Origin of the sequence: Nesterenkonia xinjiangensis (genome assembly GCF_013410745.1) — a bacterium.
In the GTDB taxonomy this organism is placed as follows: domain Bacteria; phylum Actinomycetota; class Actinomycetes; order Actinomycetales; family Micrococcaceae; genus Nesterenkonia; species Nesterenkonia xinjiangensis.
The window spans coordinates 951,176-974,984 of the sequence record NZ_JACCFY010000001.1; the positions used below are offsets into that span (position 1 = coordinate 951,176).

General features: G+C 69.0%; 24 protein-coding genes and 1 tRNA gene. 12 read left to right on the forward strand and 13 right to left on the reverse strand.

The window, feature by feature from the left end; translation table 11 throughout:
• Positions 1-15 precede the first annotated feature (15 nt).
• From HNR09_RS04420 to HNR09_RS04435, 4 genes are all read right to left on the reverse strand, one after another.
• Entirely contained in the window at positions 16-705 is a 690-nt protein-coding gene (locus tag HNR09_RS04420; protein WP_246348714.1) for a class F sortase, read from the reverse strand.
• Between the two features lie 24 nt (positions 706-729).
• A complete protein-coding gene (locus HNR09_RS04425) occupies positions 730-1,512 on the reverse strand; it encodes a hypothetical protein (RefSeq protein ID WP_246348715.1) in 783 nt (260 codons plus the stop codon).
• A 204-nt stretch (positions 1,513-1,716) separates the two neighbouring features.
• Positions 1,717-2,211 (reverse strand): thioredoxin, encoded by a 495-nt coding sequence (gene trxA, locus HNR09_RS04430; RefSeq protein WP_343047443.1) that lies wholly within the window; start codon positions 2,209-2,211, stop codon positions 1,717-1,719.
• Positions 2,212-2,255: 44 nt separating this feature from the next.
• A tRNA-Tyr gene (locus HNR09_RS04435) sits at positions 2,256-2,337 on the reverse strand.
• 157 nt (positions 2,338-2,494) lie between these two features.
• On the opposite strand from HNR09_RS04435, the gene HNR09_RS04440 reads away from it, so the two are divergent.
• Together HNR09_RS04440 and HNR09_RS04445 are read left to right on the forward strand one after the other, a co-directional pair.
• A complete protein-coding gene (locus HNR09_RS04440) occupies positions 2,495-3,844 on the forward strand; it encodes a GntR family transcriptional regulator (RefSeq protein WP_179540948.1) in 1,350 nt (449 codons plus the stop codon).
• Between the two features lie 64 nt (positions 3,845-3,908).
• The gene (locus HNR09_RS04445) at positions 3,909-4,397 is read left to right on the forward strand and encodes a YajQ family cyclic di-GMP-binding protein (RefSeq protein ID WP_179540949.1); all 489 of its coding nucleotides are present in this window, start codon (positions 3,909-3,911) and stop codon (positions 4,395-4,397) included.
• Between the two features lie 12 nt (positions 4,398-4,409).
• Here HNR09_RS04445 and HNR09_RS04450 read toward each other — a convergent pair whose 3' ends face one another.
• Positions 4,410-5,099, reverse strand: coding sequence for an ArsR/SmtB family transcription factor (locus HNR09_RS04450; RefSeq protein WP_179540950.1), 690 nt, complete (start codon positions 5,097-5,099; stop codon positions 4,410-4,412).
• A gap of 109 nt (positions 5,100-5,208) precedes the next feature.
• Here HNR09_RS04450 and HNR09_RS04455 point away from each other — a divergent pair, with 109 nt between their 5' ends.
• Positions 5,209-5,688, forward strand: coding sequence for an OsmC family protein (locus HNR09_RS04455; RefSeq protein ID WP_179540951.1), 480 nt, complete (start codon positions 5,209-5,211; stop codon positions 5,686-5,688).
• Between the two features lie 6 nt (positions 5,689-5,694).
• Here HNR09_RS04455 and HNR09_RS04460 read toward each other — a convergent pair whose 3' ends face one another.
• Together HNR09_RS04460 and HNR09_RS04465 are read right to left on the reverse strand one after the other, a co-directional pair.
• Positions 5,695-6,012, reverse strand: a complete 318-nt coding sequence (locus tag HNR09_RS04460; protein ID WP_179540952.1) for a hypothetical protein — start codon at positions 6,010-6,012, stop codon at positions 5,695-5,697.
• Positions 6,013-6,133: 121 nt separating this feature from the next.
• On the reverse strand, positions 6,134-7,366 hold the full coding sequence (locus HNR09_RS04465) for a Na/Pi symporter (RefSeq protein ID WP_179540953.1): 1,233 nt from the start codon (positions 7,364-7,366) through the stop codon (positions 6,134-6,136).
• A gap of 209 nt (positions 7,367-7,575) precedes the next feature.
• On the opposite strand from HNR09_RS04465, the gene HNR09_RS04470 reads away from it, so the two are divergent.
• Complete coding sequence (locus tag HNR09_RS04470) at positions 7,576-8,475, forward strand: M48 family metalloprotease (RefSeq protein ID WP_179540954.1); 900 nt, start codon at positions 7,576-7,578, stop codon at positions 8,473-8,475.
• Between the two features lie 28 nt (positions 8,476-8,503).
• On the opposite strand, the gene HNR09_RS04475 is transcribed toward HNR09_RS04470, so the two are convergent.
• The gene (locus HNR09_RS04475) at positions 8,504-9,928 is read right to left on the reverse strand and encodes an FAD-dependent oxidoreductase (RefSeq protein ID WP_179540955.1); all 1,425 of its coding nucleotides are present in this window, start codon (positions 9,926-9,928) and stop codon (positions 8,504-8,506) included.
• A gap of 177 nt (positions 9,929-10,105) precedes the next feature.
• Here HNR09_RS04475 and HNR09_RS04480 point away from each other — a divergent pair, with 177 nt between their 5' ends.
• The 5 genes from HNR09_RS04480 to HNR09_RS04500 are packed head-to-tail and all read left to right on the forward strand — an operon-like array spanning position 10,106 to position 13,221.
• Positions 10,106-10,678 carry a helix-turn-helix domain-containing protein gene (locus tag HNR09_RS04480; RefSeq protein ID WP_179540956.1) on the forward strand — a complete coding sequence of 191 codons (573 nt, stop codon included), beginning with the start codon at positions 10,106-10,108 and terminating at the stop codon, positions 10,676-10,678.
• Complete coding sequence (locus HNR09_RS04485; RefSeq protein WP_179540957.1) at positions 10,675-11,388, forward strand: B3/B4 domain-containing protein; 714 nt, start codon at positions 10,675-10,677, stop codon at positions 11,386-11,388. Before HNR09_RS04480 ends, HNR09_RS04485 begins: the two co-directional genes overlap by 4 nt.
• A gap of 3 nt (positions 11,389-11,391) precedes the next feature.
• Positions 11,392-12,288 carry a dihydrodipicolinate synthase family protein gene (locus HNR09_RS04490; RefSeq protein ID WP_179540958.1) on the forward strand — a complete coding sequence of 299 codons (897 nt, stop codon included), beginning with the start codon at positions 11,392-11,394 and terminating at the stop codon, positions 12,286-12,288.
• A gap of 10 nt (positions 12,289-12,298) precedes the next feature.
• Positions 12,299-12,727, forward strand: a complete 429-nt coding sequence (locus HNR09_RS04495; RefSeq protein WP_179540959.1) for a hypothetical protein — start codon at positions 12,299-12,301, stop codon at positions 12,725-12,727.
• Complete coding sequence (locus tag HNR09_RS04500) at positions 12,727-13,221, forward strand: HIT family protein (protein WP_179540960.1); 495 nt, start codon at positions 12,727-12,729, stop codon at positions 13,219-13,221. Before HNR09_RS04495 ends, HNR09_RS04500 begins: the two co-directional genes overlap by 1 nt.
• Here HNR09_RS04500 and HNR09_RS04505 read toward each other — a convergent pair whose 3' ends face one another.
• Positions 13,222-14,259 carry a polyprenyl synthetase family protein gene (locus tag HNR09_RS04505; RefSeq protein ID WP_179540961.1) on the reverse strand — a complete coding sequence of 346 codons (1,038 nt, stop codon included), beginning with the start codon at positions 14,257-14,259 and terminating at the stop codon, positions 13,222-13,224.
• The gene (locus HNR09_RS04510; protein WP_179543009.1) at positions 14,252-14,920 is read right to left on the reverse strand and encodes a demethylmenaquinone methyltransferase; all 669 of its coding nucleotides are present in this window, start codon (positions 14,918-14,920) and stop codon (positions 14,252-14,254) included. The genes HNR09_RS04505 and HNR09_RS04510 overlap by 8 nt, the downstream gene beginning before the upstream one ends.
• A gap of 146 nt (positions 14,921-15,066) precedes the next feature.
• On the opposite strand from HNR09_RS04510, the gene HNR09_RS04515 reads away from it, so the two are divergent.
• Entirely contained in the window at positions 15,067-16,437 is a 1,371-nt protein-coding gene (locus tag HNR09_RS04515) for an isochorismate synthase (protein WP_179540962.1), read from the forward strand.
• Here the strand turns inward: HNR09_RS04515 and HNR09_RS04520 are convergent.
• A complete protein-coding gene (locus HNR09_RS04520) occupies positions 16,422-17,675 on the reverse strand; it encodes an MFS transporter (protein WP_343047445.1) in 1,254 nt (417 codons plus the stop codon). The two genes, HNR09_RS04515 and HNR09_RS04520, sit on opposite strands and share 16 nt — an antisense overlap.
• Positions 17,672-19,270: a peptide chain release factor 3 gene (locus HNR09_RS04525; RefSeq protein ID WP_179540963.1), complete on the reverse strand. Its 1,599-nt coding sequence runs from the start codon at positions 19,268-19,270 to the stop codon at positions 17,672-17,674. Before HNR09_RS04525 ends, HNR09_RS04520 begins: the two co-directional genes overlap by 4 nt.
• A 171-nt stretch (positions 19,271-19,441) precedes the next feature.
• On the opposite strand from HNR09_RS04525, the gene HNR09_RS04530 reads away from it, so the two are divergent.
• Both HNR09_RS04530 and HNR09_RS04535 read left to right on the forward strand, forming a co-directional pair.
• Positions 19,442-19,816, forward strand: a complete 375-nt coding sequence (locus HNR09_RS04530; RefSeq protein ID WP_343047446.1) for a MerR family transcriptional regulator — start codon at positions 19,442-19,444, stop codon at positions 19,814-19,816.
• Positions 19,817-20,012: 196 nt separating this feature from the next.
• Positions 20,013-21,551, forward strand: coding sequence for a SulP family inorganic anion transporter (locus HNR09_RS04535; RefSeq protein ID WP_179540964.1), 1,539 nt, complete (start codon positions 20,013-20,015; stop codon positions 21,549-21,551).
• A gap of 22 nt (positions 21,552-21,573) precedes the next feature.
• On the opposite strand, the gene HNR09_RS04540 is transcribed toward HNR09_RS04535, so the two are convergent.
• The gene (locus tag HNR09_RS04540) at positions 21,574-23,580 is read right to left on the reverse strand and encodes an aconitate hydratase (protein ID WP_179540965.1); all 2,007 of its coding nucleotides are present in this window, start codon (positions 23,578-23,580) and stop codon (positions 21,574-21,576) included.
• Positions 23,581-23,809 lie beyond the last annotated feature (229 nt).

Sequence of the window (23,809 nt, forward strand, 5' to 3'; positions counted from 1 at the left end):
GGACCGGCCCGGCGCTCATCCCTGGAGGGACGCGTAGACGATGAAGTTGTCCTCCAGCTCTCCGGTCTCTTGGTTCAGCCCGTCACAGGTGATCAGACGCAGCTCAGGGCCGGCGGTGTTCCCGTAGACGTCCAGTGTGGGGAACTCCTCCTGGACGAACCTGTCGGTCCGATAGACCCTGAACTCGGCGACGGATCCGTCTTCCCGAGGCACTTCGACAGTGTCGCCGACCGCCATGTCCGGAAGGTCGGCGAAGATCCCGGGTCCGCCCTCCCAGGCGTTGCGATGCCCGAGGATGACAGAGGGTCCCACCTCCCCCGGCGTGGGGCTGTGTCGGTACCAGCCCGCCGGCGAGCCCGCACCGTACGGTGGGACCTCGATCACGCCGTCGTCCTGCAGGCCCAGCCGCATGACATCGGAGACGACCCCGATGCTCGGCAGCTCGATCGAGACCGGCACGGACGGCTCCATCGCCGGAACGTCCTCCTCCTGGGGCTCCTCCTGCTGAGGTCCGGGCTCCCGACGTTCCTGATCTGGTGTGGCCGCGCCGGGAGCCGGCTCCTCATCCTGCGCGGCAGGGGCCCGCTCGGCGCTCAGGGGTTCGGCGTAGTCAGGTGCGGCAGGCGCGGTGCATCCGGCCAGGAGCAGCGCGACCCCCGCCGCACAGGTGGCCAGACCACCTGTGCGGCGGGCGGGGCGCGTCATCGGCATGTCGTCGCCCGGCCCTTCTCAGGCGCGGACGGTCCGGCGCCGCACAGCCCAGGCACCTCCGCCGAGAGCCAGCATGGCCAGCAGACCGCCCCCGAGGGCGAGGCTCGTGCCGCTTTCGGTCTGCACCGGGGCTCCGGTGTCGGCACCGCCGTCGGGCATCTCCTCCATCTGCGATGCCGTCAACGTCCCACAGGCAGCCGGCAGCGTCGCCGCCAGCGGCAGCTCCGGATCCAGGTCACTCTGCTTCTCAGCCGCCTCCTCCGGCATCAGCTCAGGGTCCACTCCATGGACCACGATGACGGCGTCGCCGTCCTCGATGGAGGTCAGAGTAGCGTCATCGAGCTCGAACGTCCGCTCATAGGAATACTCCGCACCCCCGGGGAACCGGTCCACTGCGAGCCCGGAGTCAGGGCTGGTGTCTCCCTCCGTGGTGAGCGACGTGCCGATGTCACCGTAGAAGTGGTGGCCTTCGAGGGTGCTCACCACTCCGTCGCCGTCGGTGTCGGCCTCGGGCCCGGGACACACGCCCTGTGCCCCGATGTGGATGTGTTGGGCGTGCGGGAAGGGACCGTCCATGAACTCCTCGGCCGCACCGGTCACGTTCATCGTGACGGTGGCCTCCTGGCCGTGGATCTCGATCATGACGTCGCCAGAGGTGCCGCTGCCGTTCAGCTCCTCCAAGGACGTCTGCACGGACCAGGCGTCCTGCTCATGGCTATCCGCCATCGCCGGCGAGGCCGTCAGGGCCAGGCCTCCGAGGGCCAGTGCGGGAACAGCGAACAAGGTGGAAGTGCGCATCATCGTCTCCTCGTGGGTCGCGGGACGCTCGGCAAGCCTCGAGGCCCAGCTCATCGGGTCGGCATGGCTGCTTGCACGTGATGTTCGTCGCACGTCGCGATCCGGATTGGACGAAGTTCCAGAGAGTCGATGACGCCCACCCTCGGACAGACGAAGGGCCAGGCTCTGCGGAGCCTGGCCCTTCGTCATATGGTCTGTCCGGGTGTGTCAGGCCTGCTGGCCCTCGGCCTCGTCCTCGGCGATCTGCCGGTGGATCTCCTCCATGTCGAGGCCCTTCACCGCGGTGATCACCTCGGTGAGCTGATCGGCATTGAGCGCCCCCGGCTGGGAGAACACCAGCACCTTCTCGCGGAACGCCATGAGCGTGGGGATGGAGCTGATGCTCGCCGCGGCGGCGAGCTCCTGCTCGGCCTCGGTGTCGACCTTGGCGAAGGTCACGTCCGGGTGCTCCTCGGAGACCTTCTCGTACACCGGGGCGAACTGCTTGCACGGGCCGCACCAGTCAGCCCAGAAGTCCACCAGGAGGATCTCGTTGTCCTCCAGCGTCTTCTGGAAGTCCTGTGCGGTGATGTCGGTGGTAGCCATGGCGGCCACGATACGCGACCGGCGGGCGGCTGTCCGCTCCGCCGTCGTCGTCGCAGAGGCCTTAAGCGCCCCGCGAAACGGCCTGGGCCGCCTACGTGCCTGCCCCTGCCCGGACACGAAGAGGCCCGGACCGCTGCACGGTCCGGGCCTCTTACTCTCGGTGGCAGATGAGGGATTCGAACCCCCGTAGGCAATGCCAGCTGATTTACAGTCAGCCCCCTTTGGCCGCTCGGGTAATCTGCCGTCTGGCCGTCGCCGACCTTCCGTCGGAGCCCATGGCCCCGAGGCACCAGACAACTTTACCCAAGACCTCGGGATTTTTCGAATCCGCACGTGCAGAACTCCGCAGTAGGCTGGGGCTGCCCCGTTTTTCCGCCATGCCCAGAACCAAGGAGGCTTCGTGGCTGACATCGAAGCCGAGTCATTGGCCCGCTCCCTGACGGAGCGCAGCCCCGCCGGGATCGCCGAACAGGTCCGCGAACTCATCGCAGCAGGAGTCCTCAGCGCCGGGATGCGCCTGCCCACCGTGCGCGACGTCGCCACCGAGATCGGGGTCAGCGTGGGCACCGTGGCCCAGGCCTGGGCGCTGCTGCGTGAGGGCGGCCTCGTGGAGACCCGCCGCCGCGGCGGCACGCGCATCATCGAGGGACGCGGCCCGCTGGCCGGAGAGTTCTCCGGGTGGGCCGGCGTCGACCTGCTCTACTGCAGCCCGGACCCCAGTCTGCTGCCCCCGCTGGACGAGCCCATGAGCAAGGCGCTCAAGCAGCCCGGGATCAACGCCTGGGGCCGAGAGCACATGGTGGCCGACCTGCAGCGCGAGCTCCAGAAGCTGCTCACCGACCAGCCGCGGGAGTTCATCACTGTCAGCTCCGGCACCGAGGCGCTCTGGCTGGCCACGCGCGCCGTCGCGGAGTCCGGAGACCTCATCGCCGTGGAGGAGCCGGCCTCCCCCGGCTACCTCTCGGTGCTGCAGTCCATGGGGCTGCGCGCCGTCGGCGTCGCAGTGGACGAGCACGGGCCCCTCCCGGAGCGACTCGCTGAGGCCCTCGAGGCCGGCGCCGTCGCCTTCGTGCACTCCCCGCAGGGGGCGTTCTCCGATCGCCACGTGCTGACCCCGCAGCGGGGCCTGGCGCTGGAAGGGACGCTGCAGGCTCACCCACACGTGGTGATCATCGAGGATGACCCGCTGGGACCACTGGCTCCGCCCGAGGTGCCCTCCCTTGACGCTCTGTTCCCCGAACGGACCCTGCGGGTGCTCGGTTTCGAGCGGGCCTTCGGCATGGACCTGCGCACCTCCGCCCTGGCCGGTCCGCGGAAGCTGGTGCAGGCCTGCCTGCGGCACCGCTCCGGAGGGGTCGCGTCGAACTCCCGGCTGCTGCAGCACGCCCTGGTCGAGATGCTGCGTGATCCGGTGGTCTCCCACCGCATCACCTCCGCCCGGGGCCACTACGCGATCCGCCGTGGACTGGCGCTGGAGGCCTTCGAGGCCGCGGGACTGCCCGCCCGCGCCGGTGAGCACAGCTGGGCCGTGTGGGTGGAGGTCCCCGACGAACGCTCCGCGGCCTTGGCACTGAGCGGACAGGGCGTGGTCGTCGACGTCGGCTCCGGCAGCTTCGTCACGGAGCTGCCGACGGGCCTGCTGCGCCTCTCGGCGGCACAGTTGCCAGAGGATGACGCCGTGCTGGCCGATCTCGCGCAGCTGGTCTCGCGGGCCGCTTCGGGCGCGTTGGACGAGGCCACCTTCGTCTGAGGACGACGGCGGCGGACGCCGATAGACTCGTCCCAGACATCGATCCCGCAGATCAGGAGGACCCATGGCCAAGGATTCCAGCTTCGACATCGTCTCCAAGGTGGACAAGCAGGAGGTCAGCAACGCCCTGAACCAGGCGCAGAAGGAGATCGCCCAGCGGTATGACTTCCGCGGCACCGGTGCCGAGATCGACTACTCCGGGGAGAACATCCTCATCAAGGCCAACTCCGAGGAGCGGGCCAAGGCTATCCAGGACGTCTTCGGCTCCAAGCTGATCAAGCGCGGCATCTCGCTGAAGTCCTTCGACGGAGGAGAGCCGTTCGCGTCCGGCAAGGAGTACCGGATCGAGGGCGCCATCAAGGAGGGCATCGATCAGCCCACCGCGAAGAAGATCACCAAGCTCATCCGGGACGAGGGGCCGAAGTCGGTGAAGGCCACCATCCAGGGGGACGAGCTGCGCGTGACGTCGAAGTCACGGGATGACCTGCAGGAGGTCATCGCCCTGCTGAAGGACTTCGAGGACGCCGCCCTGCAGTTCATCAACATGCGCTGACCCTGCGACAGGTCAGCCCAGCTGCAGATCCCATTCCCGCGCTAGAAGACCGCGTCCGGAGTCGGTGAGCGTCAGACCCCGGCCGGCGCGGTGCTTCTGCACCCATCCGACCTCCAAAAACCGGGAGGCGACCGCCGCGCCGAGGGCTCCGGCCAGGTGGTGACGCCGCATGGTCCAGTCCAGACAGGCTCGTGTGGTGGTGCGCCGCAGGCTTCGCACGGCGTCAACGTCGACACCCAGTGTGGAGATCCCGGCATGGCCGGCCTCGGTGAGCGCGAGCTGGTCACCGACCAGCCACGCACGACGCCGCCACTCCTCGGTGAGTGCGACGCCGAGCCGACCTGCCAGGTGGTCGTAGCAGAGCCGAGCCTCGGCGAGCCGCTCCGCCTGACGGCTCAGCGCATACCCCCGGATCTCCGCAGGATCGCTGATCGCGCCGAGCGCCTCCAGGGCCTCGGCGACCTCCGGACCCGCCAGGGCGTACCAACGGCGCCGGCCTCGCGCCGTGCAAGTGATCATCCCCGCGTCCACCAGGACGGCCAGGTGCTCCGAGGCGGTGGACGGACTCACCTGCGCCGCGCGCGCCAGGTCTCCGGCCGGACGCAGGCTGCCGTCCATGAGCAGGTTGAGCATCGTCGACCGGGCCGGTGCCGCCAGTGCGGCCCCGATCCTCGCGAAGTCTCGGTCTCTCGCCTCAGCCATCTGTCCGTCCTGGTCACGTGTGCCGCGCCGATCATGCCCGATGCTGCTGCCATGATGCCAGGCCGTCGTTTCGGTGAGAGCCGAAACGAGGCCGGCCTACGGTGGGGGCATGACCACCACACAGCATGAGTATGAGACCAGACTGTCCTGGCCGGTGTCATCGGACGCCGGCTCCACCGGCGGCGGAGTGCGCGGCTACTCCCGAGACCATGAGGTCACGGTCCCCGGAGTGGAGGGGAGCCTGGCGATGACCGCGGACCCGGCCTTCCGGGGCGACGCCTCCCGCCTCAATCCGGAGCAGATGCTGGTGGCGGCGGCGTCATCCTGTCAGATGCTCAGCTTCCTGGGCGCGGCCGCACGTGCCGGGGTGGACGTCGTGGGCTATGGGGACACCGCCGCCAGTCGGCTGCTCCTGCAGGAGGCCCCTGCGCGTCTGGACACGCTCCGCCTGGACATCACAGTGCAGGTGGCGGCGGGGACGGAGGAGGGTGTCGTCCAGGATCTCGCCCGGCAGGCCCATGAGCAGTGCTTCATCGCGAACAGTCTGGCGATCCCGGTCGAGCTGACGGTCACTGTGGACCCTGTCTGAGCGCCCTCACCGGCGTTCGTCGTCACCCCCCGGCGCTTCTTCGGCACCTCCGGTCCGTTCGGGACCTTCCTGGCCGCGGATCTCGTGGAGGACCTCCTGGAAGAAGTCCCTGACCTCCTCCCAGCGGACGCGGGAGTTGGCGAGGTGCTCTTCGAACCGCTCGATCTCCTCATGCTGGAGTCGGCGCTGCCGCTGCTCGGCGAGCTCCCTGCGGAGCTCCACCACCGTGGATTCGGCCTCACGGAGGATCTTCTCGAGCTCAGCCTCGAGCTCCCTGACGTGCTCACCATCCTCCGGATGGTGTTCGTGGTGTTCAGCGCTCACGCCTCGCCCCTTCGATGTCCGGGGCGCCAGCCGCCCATGGTCCCTGCCACCACTGTGGCGCAGAGTAGACCTCCAGCACAACGGATCTCCCGCGTCGGGTCGGAGACCCGCCGCGGAACGCTCAGAAGATGACGGTGGCGAAGATCAGCACCATCGGCAGGACCACGAAGATGCCCAGCACCCAGACGGCGGCGTAGATCTTCTTCTCCACGGCGAGGTTCGCCAGCCAGGTGGCTCCGCGCGGCGGCAGGTCCCGCAGGAACGGCAGGCCGAAGATCACCAGGGTGGCGAGCACGTTGAAGGCCAGGTGGACCAGCGCGGCGATGAGCGCGTAGTGGGCCTCGACACCGGTGAAGGCGAAGGCGGAGATCAGCGCGGTGACGGTGGTGCCGATGTTCGCGCCGACGGTGAAGGGATACACCTGGCGCAGTGTGAAGGCGCCCGAGCCGGCGAGCGGGACCATCAACGCCGTGGAGGTGGAGGAGGACTGCACCATCACGGTCATCAGTGCGCCGGAGCCGATGCCGCTGAGCGGGCCGCGGCCGATGGCCGCGTTGAAGACCTGCTTGGCGCGGCCGACCATGAGCACCTTCAGCATCCGGCCGATGAAGTTGATGACCAGCAGGATCAGCGCCACGGCCACGATGATCATCACGATGCCGCGCACCGGGTCGGGGATCCAGCTCAGGGAGTACTGGATGCCTTCGGAGAGCGGAGTGGTGGCGGCCTTGACGAGATCGCCGATGCCGCCGAAGAGCGCTGCCACCAGGCCCCCGTCGGTGCCGGAGACCCGGTCGGCGAAGAAGGTGGCGATGCGCTCGAGGATGCCGAAGGCCATCTCCAGCGGCAGGAAGATCGCCACGGCCATGAGGTTGAAGAAGTCGTGGACGGTGGCGGCGGCGAATCCGCGCCGGAACTGCTCCCTGTCCCGGATCATACCGAGACTCACCAGAGTGTTCGTCAGCGTCGTGCCGATGTTGGCGCCCAGGATGATGGGGATCGCCACAGCCAGCGGGAGCCCACCGGCGACGAGGCCGACGGTCACCGAGGTGGTGGTGGAGGAGGACTGGGTCAGCGCCGTGGCGGCCACACCGATCATCAGACCGATGAGCGGATTGGTGGCGAAGGCGAAGAGCGTCTCTGCCTGGTCCCCGGTGGCGGCCTTGAAGCCGGAGCCGATCACGTTGACTGCGGTGATCAGCACGTAGACGGCCGCGACCACGGCCAGCCAGTTGATGACGTCGAGAGCACGCCCGGTGACACCGAGACGCTCGAACGGGCTGATGAGACGAGGTGTCTCTTCAGCGGCCTGCACTGTCGGGCGGCGGGCCTCGACAGACGGCATTGCGGTCATCCAGTCTCCTCCAGCTGAGGGCTGCGGCAGCCCTGACTCACTGTCCTCATCCAGAGTGGAGCCTCTCGACGACCAGAACCACACGTGAAGGTGAACGGAAGGTGAACACTGCCTCTCAGACCCTGTGAACCGCCGCACACCGGCGGTCCGGGAGCGCTCCAGCGATATTCCGTGACCTGGCCGTCACCGGTTCTCAGTAGGATGGGGGCATGCATCATCACCACGGACGGCTCCGCACGGCGGGCCTGCTGGCCTTCCTCTTCGCCCTGCTGCTCTTCGTCGGCGCGATCGTCACCTACTTCACGAACAGCCCGATCTTCCTGTTCATCTTCGCCGGGATCGGGCTGGTCTCCGTGGGGATCAGCTATTGGAACTCGGACAAGATCGCCCTGCGTGCCATGAAGGCCTACCCGGTCAGCCGGGAGCAGGCCCCGCAGCTGCACCAGATGGTCGAGGAGCTGGCCCAACGGGCCCAGCAGCCGGTGCCGCGGATCTTCATCGCCCCCAGCCCGACCCCGAACGCCTTCGCCACCGGGCGGAACCCGGAGAACGGCGTGGTCTGCTTCACCGAGGGGATCCTGAACCTGCTCACGCCCCGTGAGCTCCGCGGCGTGACCGGCCACGAGCTGATGCACGTCTACAACCGGGACATCCTCGTCTCCTCGGTGGCGGCCGCCGTGGCCGGCTTCCTGACCACCATCAGCCAGTACTTCATGTTCTTCGGGATGATGGGCGGCGGCCGCAGCAGCAACCAGGGCGGCGGCAACCCGCTGATGCTGGTGGGCGGCCTGCTCGCAATGATCCTGATGCCCATGGCCGCAAGCCTGATCCAGATGGCGATCAGCCGCACCCGCGAGTACGACGCCGATGCCGACGGGGCCGAGCTCAGCGGAGACCCGCTGGCACTGGCCTCGGCGCTGCGCAAGCTTGACGGCGGCATCGCCCGTCAGCCGCTGCGCGAGGAGCCCAAGCATGACGCGCACGCCCACATGATGATCGCCAACCCCTTCGGGCCGCGGTCCAAGCGGATGTTCAGCACCCACCCGCCGATGGAGGAGCGGATCGCCCGACTGGAGCAGCTTGCCGGAGGGCAGCTGCCTCAGGGCTGATGAGCGCCTCCTGATCAGACCCTCCTGATCAGACCCTCGCCTGCACGGCACGGGAGATGCGGACCATCTCGTCACGCGGAACCACCTTGACACGCTCGCGCTCCACCGGTCCGCTGGCCGTGGCCTCCTGGCCCAGGCGCAGCTCGTGCTCGTCCAGCTGCATCCAGCCCTCCCAGGTCGTGTAGCGCACGCCACGGGACTCCAACAGCTCGACGACGGCGTCCTCGCGCGGGTCCTCAGCGGCCGGCAGATGGTGGACATCCTCCAGCAGGCAGCCGACGGTCTCCAGGGCGTCGCCCTTGGTATGACCGATCAGCCCCACAGGGCCGCGCTTGATCCAGCCGGTGGCGTAGGTGCCCGGGATGTGCTGCCCAGCCTCCATGACACGGCCGGCCTCATTCACGATGACGCCGCGGCGCTCGTCGAAGGGCACACCGTCCACCGGGGAGCCGAAGTAGCCGATGGCACGGTAGACGGCCTGGCACTCGTAGTCGACCAGCTCGCCGGTGCCGCGGACGTTGCCGGTGCCGTCGAGCTCCATGCGTTCGAAGCGCACGCCCACGACCTTGCCGGCCTGCTCGCCGGTCCCTTCGAGGATCTCGACCGGCTGGTGCAGGAAGTGCATGTGCATCCGGCGGGTGGCCTGCTCGGTGCGCTCCTCCTGCTCGACGAGCCAGTTCGCCAGGGTGTTGACCATGGTCTTGACCTGGTTGTTCGACTTGATGGCGTCGTCGGAGGCGGCGTCGAACTCGAAATCCTGCTCATCAAGGACGATGTCCACGTCGCGGCAGTGCGAGAGCTCCCTCAGTTCCAGCGGGGTGAACTTCACCTGCGCCGGGCCGCGACGCCCGAAGATGTGGACGTCCGACACCGGGGAGGACCGCAGGCCCTGGTACACGTTCTCCGGAATCTCGGTGGCCAGCATGTCCTCGGGGTGCTTGGCGAGCACCCGGGCGACGTCCAGGGCGACGTTCCCGTTGCCGATCACGGCGACCGTCTCGGCCTCCAGCGGCCACTCACGGGGATGGTCAGGGTGGCCGTCGTACCAGGACACGAAGTCCGCGGCGCCGAAGGAGCCCTCAAGCCCGATGCCGGGGATGTCCAGGTCGGCGTCCCTGATCGCACCGGTGGCGAAGATGACGGCGTCGTAGTGTCGGCGCAGATCCTCCAGCGTGAGGTCGGTGCCGACGTCGACATTGCCCAGCAGGCGGATGTCGCCGCGGTCCATCACCTTGTGCAGGGCCTTGATGATGCCCTTGATGCGCGGGTGGTCCGGGGCAACGCCGTAGCGGATGAGCCCGAAGGGGGCGGGATACCGGTCGAAGAGGTCGATGCTGAACTCGATGTCGCTCTTCTTCTGCGACTTCGACAGGATGTCCGCCGCGTACACCCCGGCGGGACCGGAGCCGATGATGGCCACACGGAGGGGCCGCTGGCGGGGGTTCTCAGTCACGGACGACTTCCTTTCGGCGCGAATACCACAGAACAGTATGCCGTATTGGTCAACGCCGACTCGCCCCAGGCTGTTCCCGACGGGGCCGGATGCGGCCGAACATGAGAGAACTCACATCCTCCCTGAGGTCCGCCTACCAGGATGCACTGACAGTGCAGTAAAGTGCACTGCGTGGACATGAACCAGACTCTGGGCCGACGGATCCGGACGGCACGCCGGCACCGCGGCTGGACTTTGGACCAGCTGGCCGAGGCGGCAGCGGTCAGCCGCCGGATGGTGGTCAACATCGAGCAGGGCTCGACGAACCCCACCCTGGGCACTCTGCTGAAGCTCAGCGAGGCACTGGGCACCGGGCTCCCTGCCCTGGTGGAGCCGCCTCGGCGGCCGGTGCAGCTCACCCGTGCCGGCGAAGGCGCGACCCTCTGGCAGGGCGAGCACGGAGGCCGCGGAGTGCTGGTGGCCTCCGGTGACCGACCCGACGTCGTCGAACTGTGGGACTGGACGCTGCGTCCTGGCGAGGTGCACCGCAGCGAACGCCATCTGCGCGGCACCCGGGAGCTGCTGCACCTGCTGGAGGGAGAGATGATCCTCGAGGTCGACGGCGAGCCCCACCACCTCGGTCCCGGTGACGCCCTGGCCTTCCCCGGCGATGCGCCCCATTCCTACGCCTGCGTCGGTGAGGCGACTGCGCGCTTCTCGCTCGCCGTCCACGAACCCGTCCACGAACCCCGCTCGGAAGGAACCCCATGACGGATCACCCCCACACGGCACTGGACCCGTTGACCGGCGCGGCCGTCTCCGAAGACGTCTTCACCCTGCGCCCCGACTACCGGGCACTGCTGCTCACCGTCGACGACGTGGACGCCGGTCCCGGCGACGAGGCCAGCGAGGCGCTGCTGCGCCGGGCAGAGTCCTCCGCCCGCGAGGAGCTCGCCTCCCAGCCCGCCTCGCAGGTACCGCACGTGGCGGCCTGGCGAGAGGCCTACCGCGCCTTCGGCGCGAAACCCAAGAAGACGGCCAGCAGCCTCGAGGCGCTGCTTCGTCGGGCCGCCGGTGACGGGCTCCCCCGGATCAACCGACTCACCGATGTCTACAACGCCGTCTCCGTGCTGCACCGCGTACCGCTCGGCGGAGAGGACCTGCACCGCTACCAGGGCCCACCCATGCTGGTGCGCGCCACCGGCGAGGAGTCCTTCGAGACCGCTTCCGCCGGGGAACCGGTGATCGACCACCCGGCACCGGGAGAAGTGGTGTGGCGCGACGACGTCGGAGTCACGTGCCGCCGATGGAACTGGAGGCAGTGTCGGCGAACCGCGCTGACGACGTCGACCTCCGCCGCCCTGTTCATCCTGGACGCCCTCGAGCCGCTGGACGACGACGCCTTACACGCTGCCGCGGACGCACTGTGTCAGCACCTGGGCGCCGACTCCTCGGCCCGCCGACTGCTCCCGGGAGGCTGAGCCATGCCGTCCCACCCGCTGACCGGACTCTCCGCCTTCCCGCTGACGCCGATGCGTCGCTCCGGCACCCGCCCAGGTGCCGCCGAGCACCTCGACGAGGAGGCCGTGGCGCACCTGGTCACCCGCGCCGCCGAGGCCGGGGCGGACTCCGTGACCATGCTGGGCTCCACCGGGTCCTATGCCTACCTGGATCGGGCAGAACGGCGCCGAGTGGTGGAGCTCGCCGTCGCCCACGCCGCAGGCACCCCCGTACTGGCCGGGGTGGGCGCGCTGCGCACCTCTGCGGTGCTGGACCACGTCCGAGACGCCGAGGAGGCCGGGGCGGACGGGGTGCTGCTTGCTCCGATCACCTATCAGCCGCTCTCCGCCGACGAGGTGTTCGAACTCTTCCGCACCGTCTGTACGCACACAGAGCTGCCTGTGGTGCTCTACGACAACCCCACGACCACAGGCTTCCGGTTCACGCCGGCGCTCTACGGCCGGATCGCCGCGCTGGACGGCATTGCCTCGGTCAAAATCCCGCCGCTCCCCGCTGATCCGGTCGAGGCACAGGACGTCGTCGACGCCGTGCGCGCCGCCGTTCCGCAGCACGTCACCGTCGGCATCTCCGGGGACCCCTCGGCCGCACGCGGCCTGCGTGCCGGCTGCCACGCCTGGTTCTCTGTGATCGGTGGGGTGCTGCCCGAAGCGGCGGCCCGCCTGGTGCGCACCGGCGATGATGCGCACCTGGCACCGCTGTGGCCGCTGTTCGCCGAGCATGGCAGCCTGCGGGTCGCCGCGGCGGCGGCCGAGCATCTCGGGCTCGCCCCAGCGGACTGTCTGCCCCGTCCCGTGCAGGGCCTGGACCCGAACGCCCGGCACCGGGTGGCCGAGGCCCTGGAGGCGCTGACCTCCCAGTAGACTGGCGCCCATGGCGGAGATGCTGGTGGAGAAGTTCAAGGACCTGGTCCCGAAGTACCTGGATGAGAAGTGGACCCCGGAGGAGGGCTACTCCGCCGCGGATCTCGCGGCGGCACTGCGCGAAGCAGAGCTCCCTGAGGGAGTCGAGCTGCCTCTGGTGCTCGAGGAGTTCTACCGTGCCCTGGGCCGCTGCGAGGAGCTCATGGAGGCCTACCACTTCTTCTTCGACCCTGACGAGCTGGAAGTCGAGGACGGGCACCTGCTGTTCCTGGAGGACGAGGACGAGCGCTGGGTATGGGGCATCCCCCTGGACATCCTGGACGTCCCGGACCCGCTGATCCGCCGTCGCAGCAACGCCCAGCACCACTGGAACGACGAGGACGCCACCGTCAGCGAATTCATCCTCGACCTGCTCGAGTTCTCCTTCGAGGAGGACTGATGCCGCTGTGGACCTCCCACGCCCCGGAAGGCTATCCCTGCCCGTTCTGCGACCTGGCCCGCGGTGACGTCAGCGACCCCTATAACCGATGCGAGCTCACCGACCTGGTCTTCCAGGACGAGGAGCTCATGGTGTTCATGGCCTGCGACGGCTTCGGGCCCCATGAGGGGCACGCGATGATCAGCCCGATCGCCCATCGGGAGGCGCTCTATGACCTCGACGACCACCTGCTGGCCCGCATCGGGATCATGTCCCGGGACGTGGCGCTGGCGATGAAGCTGGCCTGGAAGCCCGAGGGCACCTCAGTGCGCCAGCACAACGAACCTGCCGGCAACCAGCACGTCTGGCACTATCACCTGCACGTGTTTCCCCGCTACAGCGATGACATGCTCTACCGGCAGGTGCGCCATCCCGTGGCGGTCCAGACCCGCGCCACGAAGGCACGGCAGCTCGCCGCAGCGCTGTCCGAGGTCCTGGCCGCGAAGCGCCGCTGATCAGCTCTCGCGGTCGACGACGGCGTCGGCGAAGGAGAGCAGCGCCGTCTTCACCGTGGAGTCCGGAAGCCCGGCCAGGGCCTCCTTGGCCTGCGAGGACCAGGCATGGGCGACATCCCAAGCGTCCTGGGTCACCGGATGGGCGACGACGGCGGCCACGGCCTCAGCAAGGGCCTCGTCTTCGCCGAGGTCGCCGTCGACCAGGCGCAGCGTCTCGGACGCCTCCTGCTCACCGGCTGCGGCCCGCTCGCGGAGCAGCAGCACCGGCAGGGTGGGGATCCCCTCCCGGAGGTCCGTGCCCGGTGTCTTGCCGGAGGTCTCGCCGTCGGAGGTGAGATCGATGACGTCGTCGGCCAGCTGGAAGGCCACTCCCACAGCCTCCCCGTAGGAGCTGAGCATGTCTGCGACCTCAGGCGCACAGCCTCCGAAGGTAGCGCCGAGCCGGGACGCCGCGGCCACCAGGGAGCCGGTCTTGTCGGCGACGACCGAGAGGTAGTGCTTCTGGGGGTCATCGCCTTCGCGGGGACCGACCGTCTCGTGCAGCTGCCCCATGACGAGGCGCTCGAAGGTCCTGGCCTGCACCCGGGTTCCCTCGTCGCCCATCGCGGTCATCAGCTGGGAGGCGCGGGCCAGGATGAGGTCTCCGGTGAGGATGGCCACCGAGTTGCCCCACACCTCGTGGGCGGCCGGGGCACCACGACGCACCGGGGCGGAGTCCATCACGTCGTCGTGGTAGAGCGTGGCCAGATGCGTCATCTCCATGACGACCGCGGCCTCGCGGACGCGCACGTCCGGGCCGTCGCCCAGCAGCGAGGTGAGGATGGTCAGCAGCGGACGGATGCGCTTGCCACCGGCCTCGGCCAGGTAGCGGGCGGACGTGTTGGCCAGTCCGTCTGAGCTGGACAATGCCTGCAGCAGGCGCTCCTCCACCTCTCCGAGGGCACGGAAGACCTCGGCGGCGAGGGGCTCGTCGTCGGCGAGGGCATCAAACCCTGCCGGCAGTCTCAACGGCAGGGGCTCGGCTGCTGATTCAGTCATCGGAGTCCAGCCTACCGAGCTTGCGGGCGTGGTGAATCGCCACGATGCCGCCGGAGAGGTTGCGGTACTTCACATCCGAGTACCCGACCCCGGTGATCTGCGCAGCCAGCTCTTCCTGATCCGGCCAGGCACGGATGGACTCGGCCAGGTACACATAGGCCTCCGGGTTGGAGGACACCGCGCGGGCCACCGACGGCAGGGCGCGCATCAGGTACTCGTTGTAGACCCGGTTGAACGGGCGGAACGTCGGATCGGAGAACTCCATGACGGCCAGTCGGCCGCCCGGCCGGGTCACCCGCAGCATCTCGGCCAGCCCGGCCAGAGGCTCGGCGACGTTGCGCAGCCCGAAGGAGATGGTGACGGCGTCGAAGGTGTCGTCCGCGAACGGCAGGTCCATGGCGTCGCCTGCGACGAACGTCATGTCCGGGCGGCGGCGCTTGCCCACCTGGAGCATTCCGAGGGAGAAGTCGCAGGCGATCGCCTCGGCGCCGGCGGCGACGAACGGCTCGGTGGAGGTGCCCGTCCCAGCAGCCAGGTCCAGGACCCGCTCCCCCGGTCTCACGTCCAGCGCCTCGACCAGTCGACGGCGCCACAGCCGCGTCTGCCCGAAGGACAGGACATCGTTGGTGAGGTCATAGCGGGCTGCGACCTCGTCGAACATCGAGGCGACGTCGGCCGGTTTCTTGTCCAGATCAGCCCGGTTGCCCTGGGCGTGCTGCTCCTGAGTCACCCCAGCATTGTCCCAGATCGCGAGCGGAGGTGCGCACGGCGGGCAGCGGCAGGTTCGGCGATAGACTGGCCAGCGCCATGCATGCCCAGTCTCTGCGCGCCGTCTCAGTGACGGTCGCCCTCCCCGATGACGTCGCCCTGACCGACCTGTTGCCCCGGCTCCAGCCCAGCGGCACGTGGGTCCGCCATGGCGAAGGGATCATCGGTCTGGGCGTGGCGGACCGCGCTGCCGCCCACGGCTCCGAGCGCTTCGCCGAGCTCGCCCACTGGTGGGAACGGCGGCTCGAGAGCATCACAGAGGATCCGCGTCCGGAGCAGCTGCGCGATGTGCCCGGCTGCGGCCCCACCGCGTTCACCTCGGTCACCTACTCCTCCGACTCTGCCGCAGACTCGGTGCTGGTCCTCCCGGAACTGGTGCTCGGCTCAGTCGCCGGCCGGACCTGGGTGACCGTCATCGGCGAACAGTCCGAGGGCGATCTCACCGTCGAGGCCGTGCTGGACCGCCATGGGCTCGGCATCGAGGACGGCGTCCTCGCTCCGGCCAAGGATGCCGCCGACACCGCCCCCGAGACTGCCCCCGAGACCGCCCTGCAGGAGGGCACACACCCGGTCTCGCACTATCTGCAGGCCGTGGAGGCCGGAGTGCAGGCCATCGCGGAGCGCCGGCTGGAGAAGCTCGTGCTGGGCCGCGACGTCGTCGTCACCGCCGACGCACCGCTCTCCGCGGGCTCGGTGCTGGCCGCGCTGACCCGTGAGTACTCCGACTGCTGGATCTACCGGGCGGGCGAGGTGCTGGGCGCCACCCCTGAGATGCTGGTCACAGTGCGTGGCGAGCGGATGGCCGCCCGCGTGCTCGCGGGCACCGTGGACGGCTCCCTGCCGACTGATGAGGCCAGCGTCCTACTGATGGAGGACCCGAAGCAACGCACGGAGCATGAGATCGCGGTGCAGTCCCTGCTGACGCAGCTGGCGCCCGTGGTGGAGGTCATCAGCGCGCAGAACCCGCCGACCGTGCTGAGGCTGCCCAATGTGTACCACCTCTCCACCGATGTCACCGGCAGGCTGGTGAAGGACTGCACCGACAGCGGCCGGGTCGGGGCAGAGCCGGTGGCGCCACGGGTCCCACCTGCACTGCTGGTGGCCGAGCGGGCCCATCCCACGGCCGCGATCTGCGGAACACCGACGGCGACGGCAGCCGAGTTCATCGCTCGCCTGGAAGACCTGGACCGCGGACCCTTCACCGGGCCGGTGGGCTGGGTGGACGGCCAGGGCAACGCAGACTTCGGCGTCGCGCTGCGCGGCGGCATCCTCTCCGCGGACCGACGCCACATGCGGCTCTATGCCGGCTGCGGAATCGTGGCCGGCTCCGAGCCGGAGTCGGAGCTCGCCGAGACCTGGGCCAAGCTGCGCCCCATGCTCGGGGCGCTGAGGGCTCAGCCGGTGGGTTGACCCTGTCGATCCGGCTCCGGAGCGAACAGCGCCGCCACGCCCACCACCACCGGAATGGCCGCGAGGATCGCCGCCGTGAGCGCATAGGAACCGACCAGGTCCAGCCCCAGCGACAGCATCACCGGGCCGAAAGCCGTGGATCCCACCGCCACAGTGGTCACGATCCCGCGGATCGCTCCCAGATGGAGCGTGCCGAAGTACCTGGCGAAGGAGGCAGCCTCCACTGTGCGTACGGCTCCGCCGGAAGCCCCGAGGAGAGCCCCGTAGATGACCCCGGTCCAGGGGTCCGTCACCAGCGTCAGAAAGGCCATCGAGCCCGCGAGCAGCAGCATGGAGGCGGCGACCGCGACCTTCGGCGCCAGCCGATCGGCCAGACCTCCGACACCGATGGTGACCACCAGCATCGCGACCGCCTGCGGCACGAAGTTCGCGGCGGCCTCGGTGGGGCTGAGCCCGCGCTCACCGAGGGCCGCGATCTGATGGAACTGCAAGCCGGTTCCCAGCATCCCGGAGGCTGCGACCCCCGCCGTGATGATCCAGAACATCGGAGCGCGGACGGCCTGGGACGCCGTCCAGTGCAGCTGCGGCGCCACGGCGGAGATCGATCCGGAGCTCGGGCTGCGCTCCGGCTCGACCAGCGGGCGCGGCAGCCGCCGGAAGTACAGCGCCACAGGGATCACCACGGCCCAGACCAGCAGGCCCTCGATCAGCCAGACGGTGGACATGCCCAGGTGGCGGATCATCCACTCCAGCAGCACCGGGGCCATGGCGATCCCGGCCGACCCCACCGCCGTCTTGATGCCGATCGCCAGGCCGCGGCGCCGCGTGATGTGCACCGCGACCGCGGTGGAGGCCGCCAGTCCGAGAGCCCCCTGCCCGACCATCCGGACACCGATGAAGCCCAGTGTGAGCCCGATGATCTCGGTGACCAGGCTCAATGCCACCAGCACCGCCCCGAACACCAGCCCGATCGCGACCATCACCCGTCCGATGCCGTACCGGTCCAGGGCGCGGCCGATGAACGGCAGGGCGCACGCTCCCAACAACGTGGCCACCATATAGCTGGTGGAGAGTGCGTTGCGGGTGATGTCCAGCTCGTCGATGAGCGGGTCGGTGAAGACCGCGATGGCCGCAGTCTGACCGGGGGCGCTCATCACGGTGGCCACCGAGCCGGCGGTGACGATCGCCCAGGGGCGCCCGTGCGACCTGCGGACAGCCGGATCGTGCTCGTGGGTCACGCCGCCACCAGGGCTTCCAGGGTGAGATGCTTCCGGGTGCGCTCGATGCCGAGCAGGTGCCAGCGGTCGCGGAACAGCGCCAGCAGCTGACCGTCGCTGCGCTCCAGCACCTCGACCCCGGCCATCGCCGCCAGCTCCTCGGCCGAGTCGGTGTCGGTGGCGCGGGCCAGCGAGTGCCCGAGAGGCTCGAGCTTCGACGGTGAGCGGAACTCCTCACGCAGCCGGTGCTCGACGACCTCGAACTGCATGGGGCCCACCGCGGCCAGGACGGGCACGTGGGTGCCGCGCCGCTCGGAACGCAGCACCTGGATCACGCCCTCGGCCTCCAGCTGGTCGACGCCGCGCCGAAACTGCTTCATCCTTCCCATGTCGGCCGGCCGTGCCACGGCGAAGTGCTCGGGCGCGAAGCGCGGCAACGGGGGGTACACCACGGGTTCGGCCTCGAAGAGCGTGTCCCCGATCCGCAGGGCCGAGGCGTTGACGATGCCGACCACGTCACCCGGGTAGGCGACGTCGACGACATCTCGGGTGCGCCCGAAGGCCAGGTGGGCGTACTTCATGGAGAAGGGCCGTCCGGTGCGCGCCGAGGTCACCGTCATCCCCCGGTGGAAGACCCCGGAGCAGACTCGCACGAAGGCCAGCCGGTCGCGGTGGGCCGCGTCCATTCCGGACTGGATCTTGAAGGTGAAGGCGCTGAAGGGCGCGTCCAGCTGCCGCGGGGCGCCGTCGACGTCGGGGCGTGGCTCCGGCGGCGGGGCGAGCTCGGTCAGGGCGTCCAGCAGACGGGGCACTCCCAGATGGCGGACCGCCGCGGCGAAGAACACCGGTGTGGAGATCCCGGCCAGGAACGTGTCCTGGTCATGGTCTGCCCCCGAGGCCTCGAGCAGCTCGGACTCCTCAAGTGCCTCGGCGAGCTCGGGGAGCTCCTGCGCCACCCGATCGACCTGATCGGCGTCCAGGTGCTCCTCCTCCGCTGCCTGGCGGCCGCCCGGCGTCGCGCGGATCAGCGTGAGATCTCCGGTGCCGCGTTCCACGTAGCCGCGGAAGTCCCCGGCGATGCCTACCGGCCAGGTGACCGGAGTGGGTGTCAGTCCTGTCTCCTCACGGATCTCGTCGATCAGCTCGAGCGCCTCTTTGCCGGGGCGGTCCCATTTATTGATGACCGTGATGATCGGGATGTTCCGGTGCCGGCAGACCCTGAACAGCTTCATGGTCTGCGGCTCCAGCCCTTTGGCCGCGTCGATGAGCATGACGGCGGCGTCGACAGCCGCCAGCACACGATAGGTGTCCTCCGAGAAGTCCGCGTGGCCGGGGGTGTCGAGGAGGTTCAGCACGACGTCACGGTGCTGGAGCTGCATGGAGGCCGAGGAGATGGAGATTCCACGCTCCTTCTCCATGCCCATCCAGTCCGAGACCGTGGCGGACCGTCCCGCCTTGCCGTGGATGTGCCCGGCCTCGTCGATCGCCTGGGCGTTCAGGGCCAGAGACTCGGTGAGCGTGGACTTTCCGGCGTCCGGGTGACTGATGATGGCGAAGGTCCGACGCCGTGCGGCCTGTCCGCCTGGTGAATCGTCCGGGCGATCGGTCACCGACATGTCCCGCTCCTTCCTGAGAGGTCTGTGAGGCGCTGCCTGCTGCTGCCATCCTCCCAGGTCCGCGCGGCGCTGGACGCCCGGGGAGGCAGAATCTATCGTGAGAACCTACCGCAACGTGAGAGTTCACCCCGACATGCCGGACGCGCCCGGCATCACGTCAGGAGGCCGACGGTGGACCAGCAGGGCGACAGAACCATGCACATCGGCGAACTTGCCGAGCGGACGGGGCTGTCACTGCGCTCCATACGCCACTATGGCGACATCGGGCTGCTGCCGGCCAGCGGCCGTACCGAGGCGGGGTACCGCCTCTTCTCCGAACAGGACCTGCAGCGGCTGCTGCGCATCCGGAGGCTCAAACCCCTGGGATTCAGCCTGGACGAGATCGGCGAGGTGCTCTCCCTCTGGGAGCAGGGCATGGACGCGGGCCGACGCCAGGAGGCCGCGGAGACCCTGGAGCGCCTGCGGACTGAACGTGCCCGCCTGGCGCGCAGCCTGGCAGAAGCTGACGCGATGCTCGCGGACCTGGAGTCCCATCTCAGCACCTGAGACTCTTCTCACATCATTCTGACTCTTCCCTTACGTAAGGGTAGTGTTGTCTCGCGTGAGCCGGGCGTGCCCCGCCCGCCGCTCCTCGCCCATCACACCTGGCGCAGTGTCGCGCCCCGCCGTCCCTTGAAGAGCCGGACACATCTGTGCCCTGCACGTGGCACACACCGGTGTCCCGACCCCAGAACGGAGCCCCATGGCCCCCGCACCCTCACCCGCCGTCGCGCATCCGGAGGAGTCCATCGCCCATCCGGAGGACCGACAGTCAGTCCTGCGGACCCTGAAGTCTCCCCGACTGCTGAAGGTCGAGCTCCTCGCAGGCCTCGTCGTGGCCCTGGCCCTGATCCCGGAAGCCATCGCCTTCTCCCTCATCGCCGGAGTGGACCCGCGATACGGGCTGTTCGCCTCTTTCACCATGGCCGTCGCCATCGCCTTCCTCGGCGGACGGCCGGCCATGATCTCTGCCGCGACAGCCGCCACCGCACTGGTCATCGCACCGCTGGTCGAGAGCCATGGGATCGACTACTTCATCGCCGCCGTGATCCTGGCCGGGATCTTCCAGGTCCTGCTGGGCGTCCTCGGCGTCGCGAAGGTCATGCGGTTCATCCCGCGCTCCGTCATGGTCGGCTTCGTCAATGCGCTGGCCATCCTGATCTTCACCTCCCAGCTCCCCGAGCTCATCGGCGTCCCCTGGCTGGTCTACCCGATGGTGGCCGTCGGGCTCATCGTGATCTACCTGCTGCCGCGGATCACCACGATCGTGCCCGCTCCGCTGGTCTCCATCATTCTGCTGACCGTCATCTCGGTGGCTTTCGCCTTCAACGTGCCGACCGTGGGGGACAAGGGCGACCTCCCGGACTCCCTGCCTTCGCTGTTCATCCCTGACGTCCCGCTGACCCTCGAGACGTTCCAGATCATCGCTCCGTTCTCCCTCGGCATGGCCGTGGTGGGACTGCTCGAATCCCTGATGACAGCCAAGCTGGTCGATGACGTCACCGACACCCGCTCGGAGAAGGTCCGCGAGTCCTGGGGGCAGGGCGCGGCGAACATCATCACCGGCTTCTTCGGCGGCATGGGCGGCTGCGCGATGGTGGGCCAGACCATGATCAATGTGAAGGCCTCCGGAGCCCGGACCCGCATCTCCACCTTCTGCGCCGGTGTGTTCGTCCTGATCCTCGCCGTTGCCCTGGGCGACATCGTCGCGCTGATCCCGATGGGTGCGCTCGTGGCGGTGATGATCTTCGTCTCGGTCGCGACCTTCGACTGGCACAGCGTCCGGCTCTCCACCCTGCGCATGATGCCCAAGAGCGAGACCGCGGTCATGCTGGTGACCGTGATCGCCACCGTGTGGACGCACAACCTGGCCATCGGCGTCATCCTGGGCGTGGTGACCGCGATGATCCTCTTCGCACGCCGGGTGGCCCACCTGGCCACGGTGACCCGTCACGTGGACGAGCACTTCGGCGAGGAGGTCGCCAAGTATCAGGTCAAGGGCCAGCTGTTCTTCGCCTCGTCCAACGACCTGTACACCCAGTTCCACTACCGGGACGACCCGGACCATGTGGTCATCGACCTCTTCAGCTCAGAGGTCTGGGACGCCTCCACGGTGGCGGCGCTGGACGCGATCTGCGAGAAGTATGCCAAGTACGGCAAGCACGTGGAGATCGCCGGGCTCGACGGCGCCAGCGCAGCCATGCATCAGCGCATGGCAGGAAAGCTCGGCGCCGGGCACTGAGCCCCAGCGGCTGAGCCGGCGCTCAGGCCTCAGCGGCCGCACGCTGGGCGATCCGGCCGCCGACCAGGACCATCTCCACCTGCCGGGGCGAGAGCCGGTGACGCAACGTGATCTGCCGCTCGCCCTCACTGTCCCCGTCGCCGCTGACGATGGCGGCCGGCACCTCGGATCCGGCCCGCAGCGCCTCGTGCAGTCCCCGCAGCCGCAGCCTGTCACCCTGGGCCATGGTGGCGTAGACGTCCTCGTCGCACTCCAGCGCCAGCACCCCGAAGTTGGCCAGGTTCTGCCAGTGGATGCGCGCGAAGGACCGGGCCATCACCACGCGCAGACCCAGGTGACGCGGGGCGATCACTGCATGCTCGCGGGAGGAGCCCTGCCCGTAGTTCACTCCGCCGAGGATCGCGTGGCCGCCGTCGGCCGCCACTGCCCGATCCGGGTAGGTGGGGTCGACCTGGATGTAGACGAACTCGCTGATCTTGGGGATGTTGCTGCGGTACGGCAGCACGCGGGATCCGGCGGGCATGATCTCGTCCGTGGAGACGTCGTCGCCGACCTTCAGCAGCACCGGCACGTCCAGATCTTCGGGCAGCGGGTCGAACTCGGGAAGCGCGCTGATGTTGCTGCCCTTGACCAGCTCGACGTCGCGAGCCTCCTCCGCGGGCAGGGGCGCCACCAGCATCTGCCGGTCGACGGTGGGAGCCTCCGGCATCCGGGGCACCGGGCAGCTCAGGCCCCGTTCCTCCTCCAGAGTCCGAGGGTCGGTGATGCGCCCGGTCAGCGCCGAGGCCGCCGCGGTCTCCGGCGAGCACAGCCACACGGAGTCCTCATCCGTGCCGGAGCGCCCGGGGAAGTTCCGGGGCATGGTGCGCAGGCTGTTGCGACCCACTGCCGGCGCCTGCCCCATGCCGATGCAGCCCATGCAGCCGGACTGGTGGATGCGACCGCCTGCGGAGATAAGGTCCAACAGCCAGCCGCCACGGGCCATGTCGGCATAGATCTCCCGGGATGAGGGATTGATGTCCAGCGAGACCCGCGGGTCGATCTGCCGGCCGCGCAGGATCTCAGCGACCACGGCGAAGTCACGGAGCCCGGGGTTCGCCGAGGAGCCCACGACGACCTGGTCGACCTCCTCACCGGCGACCTCATGCACCGGGGTCACATTCCCCGGCGAGGACGGCGCGGCGATCAGCGGCTCCAGGGCGGAGAGGTCGATGTGCTCGGTGACGTCGTAGTCCGCCTGCTCGTCCGCCTCCCACTGGACGAACTGGTCCTCGCGGCCGCGTTCTGCCAGGAATCGGCGCACCTCGTCGTCAGCGGGGAAGACGCTGGTGGTCGCGCCCAGCTCGGCACCCATATTGGCGATCACGTGACGGTCCATCGCGCTGAGCGTCCGGACGCCGTCGCCGTGATACTCGATGACACGGCGGGACCCGCCGGTGACACCGTGGCGCCGGAGCATCTCCAGGACGACGTCCTTGGCCGAGGTCCAAGGCGGCAGGTCGCCCGTGAGCTCCACGCCCCAGACCTCGGGCATGGTCACGTACAGCGGCTCGCCCGCCATCGCCATGGCCACCTCGAGTCCACCGACGCCGACGGCGAGCATCCCCAACGCCCCAGCCGCGCAGGTGTGGGAGTCGGATCCGACCATGGTTGCGCCGGGCCGACCGAAGTGCGCCTGGTGGACCGGGTGGGAGACTCCGTTGCCTGCGCGGGAGAACCACAGGCCGAAGCGACGGGCCCCGGACTGCAGGAACAGATGGTCCTCCGGGTTCTTCTCATCGGTCTGAAGCAGGTTGTGGTCCACATATTGGGCAGAGAGCTCGGTGCGTACTCGATCCAGACCCATCGCCTCCAGCTCCAGCATCACCATCGTTCCGGTAGCGTCCTGAGTCAGGGTCTGGTCGATGGCCAGGGCGATCTCCTCCCCCGCCCGCGGCTCACCCTCGAGCAGATGCGATCGGATCAGCTTCTGCGTGAGGTTCTGGGGCTCGCCCGAGGCGGTGTCCGTGACTGCTGCGGTGGATGACATGTCGGCCCTCCTGCCGTGGATGATGATCCCCGTCAGCACGACCATCTCGCTCGGGCGCGACGTGACACAAGGTCTGCCGACGGCGAGGCGGCGCCTCGGCGGCACAGCGGCCGGCTGCGCGGTGTCACCGCCCGTGGGCAGAAAGGTACGCGTCAGAGGTGCCGCATAGCGTGAGAATCACGGAAGACGACGGCCCGTTCCGAGGTGTGTCATAGGGGGTGGATAGCGT

What these genes read in the sequence shown, in the direction of transcription:
- HNR09_RS04515 (WP_179540962.1), top strand. Translation starts at nt 15,067, where the DNA reads ATGCATGCCCAGTCTCTGCGCGCCGTCTCAGTGACGGTCGCCCTCCCC.
- HNR09_RS04540 (WP_179540965.1), bottom strand. Translation starts at nt 23,580, where the DNA reads ATGTCATCCACCGCAGCAGTCACGGACACCGCCTCGGGCGAGCCCCAG.
- HNR09_RS04510 (WP_179543009.1), bottom strand. Translation starts at nt 14,920, where the DNA reads ATGTTCGACGAGGTCGCAGCCCGCTATGACCTCACCAACGATGTCCTG.
- HNR09_RS04500 (WP_179540960.1), top strand. Translation starts at nt 12,727, where the DNA reads ATGCCGCTGTGGACCTCCCACGCCCCGGAAGGCTATCCCTGCCCGTTC.
- HNR09_RS04485 (WP_179540957.1), top strand. Translation starts at nt 10,675, where the DNA reads ATGACGGATCACCCCCACACGGCACTGGACCCGTTGACCGGCGCGGCC.
- HNR09_RS04525 (WP_179540963.1), bottom strand. Translation starts at nt 19,270, where the DNA reads ATGTCGGTGACCGATCGCCCGGACGATTCACCAGGCGGACAGGCCGCA.
- HNR09_RS04480 (WP_179540956.1), top strand. Translation starts at nt 10,106, where the DNA reads ATGAACCAGACTCTGGGCCGACGGATCCGGACGGCACGCCGGCACCGC.
- HNR09_RS04420 (WP_246348714.1), bottom strand. Translation starts at nt 705, where the DNA reads ATGACGCGCCCCGCCCGCCGCACAGGTGGTCTGGCCACCTGTGCGGCG.
- HNR09_RS04495 (WP_179540959.1), top strand. Translation starts at nt 12,299, where the DNA reads ATGGCGGAGATGCTGGTGGAGAAGTTCAAGGACCTGGTCCCGAAGTAC.
- HNR09_RS04470 (WP_179540954.1), top strand. Translation starts at nt 7,576, where the DNA reads ATGCATCATCACCACGGACGGCTCCGCACGGCGGGCCTGCTGGCCTTC.
- HNR09_RS04450 (WP_179540950.1), bottom strand. Translation starts at nt 5,099, where the DNA reads ATGGCTGAGGCGAGAGACCGAGACTTCGCGAGGATCGGGGCCGCACTG.
- HNR09_RS04505 (WP_179540961.1), bottom strand. Translation starts at nt 14,259, where the DNA reads ATGACTGAATCAGCAGCCGAGCCCCTGCCGTTGAGACTGCCGGCAGGG.
- HNR09_RS04535 (WP_179540964.1), top strand. Translation starts at nt 20,013, where the DNA reads ATGGCCCCCGCACCCTCACCCGCCGTCGCGCATCCGGAGGAGTCCATC.
- HNR09_RS04465 (WP_179540953.1), bottom strand. Translation starts at nt 7,366, where the DNA reads ATGACCGCAATGCCGTCTGTCGAGGCCCGCCGCCCGACAGTGCAGGCC.
- HNR09_RS04490 (WP_179540958.1), top strand. Translation starts at nt 11,392, where the DNA reads ATGCCGTCCCACCCGCTGACCGGACTCTCCGCCTTCCCGCTGACGCCG.
- HNR09_RS04425 (WP_246348715.1), bottom strand. Translation starts at nt 1,512, where the DNA reads ATGATGCGCACTTCCACCTTGTTCGCTGTTCCCGCACTGGCCCTCGGA.
- HNR09_RS04455 (WP_179540951.1), top strand. Translation starts at nt 5,209, where the DNA reads ATGACCACCACACAGCATGAGTATGAGACCAGACTGTCCTGGCCGGTG.
- HNR09_RS04445 (WP_179540949.1), top strand. Translation starts at nt 3,909, where the DNA reads ATGGCCAAGGATTCCAGCTTCGACATCGTCTCCAAGGTGGACAAGCAG.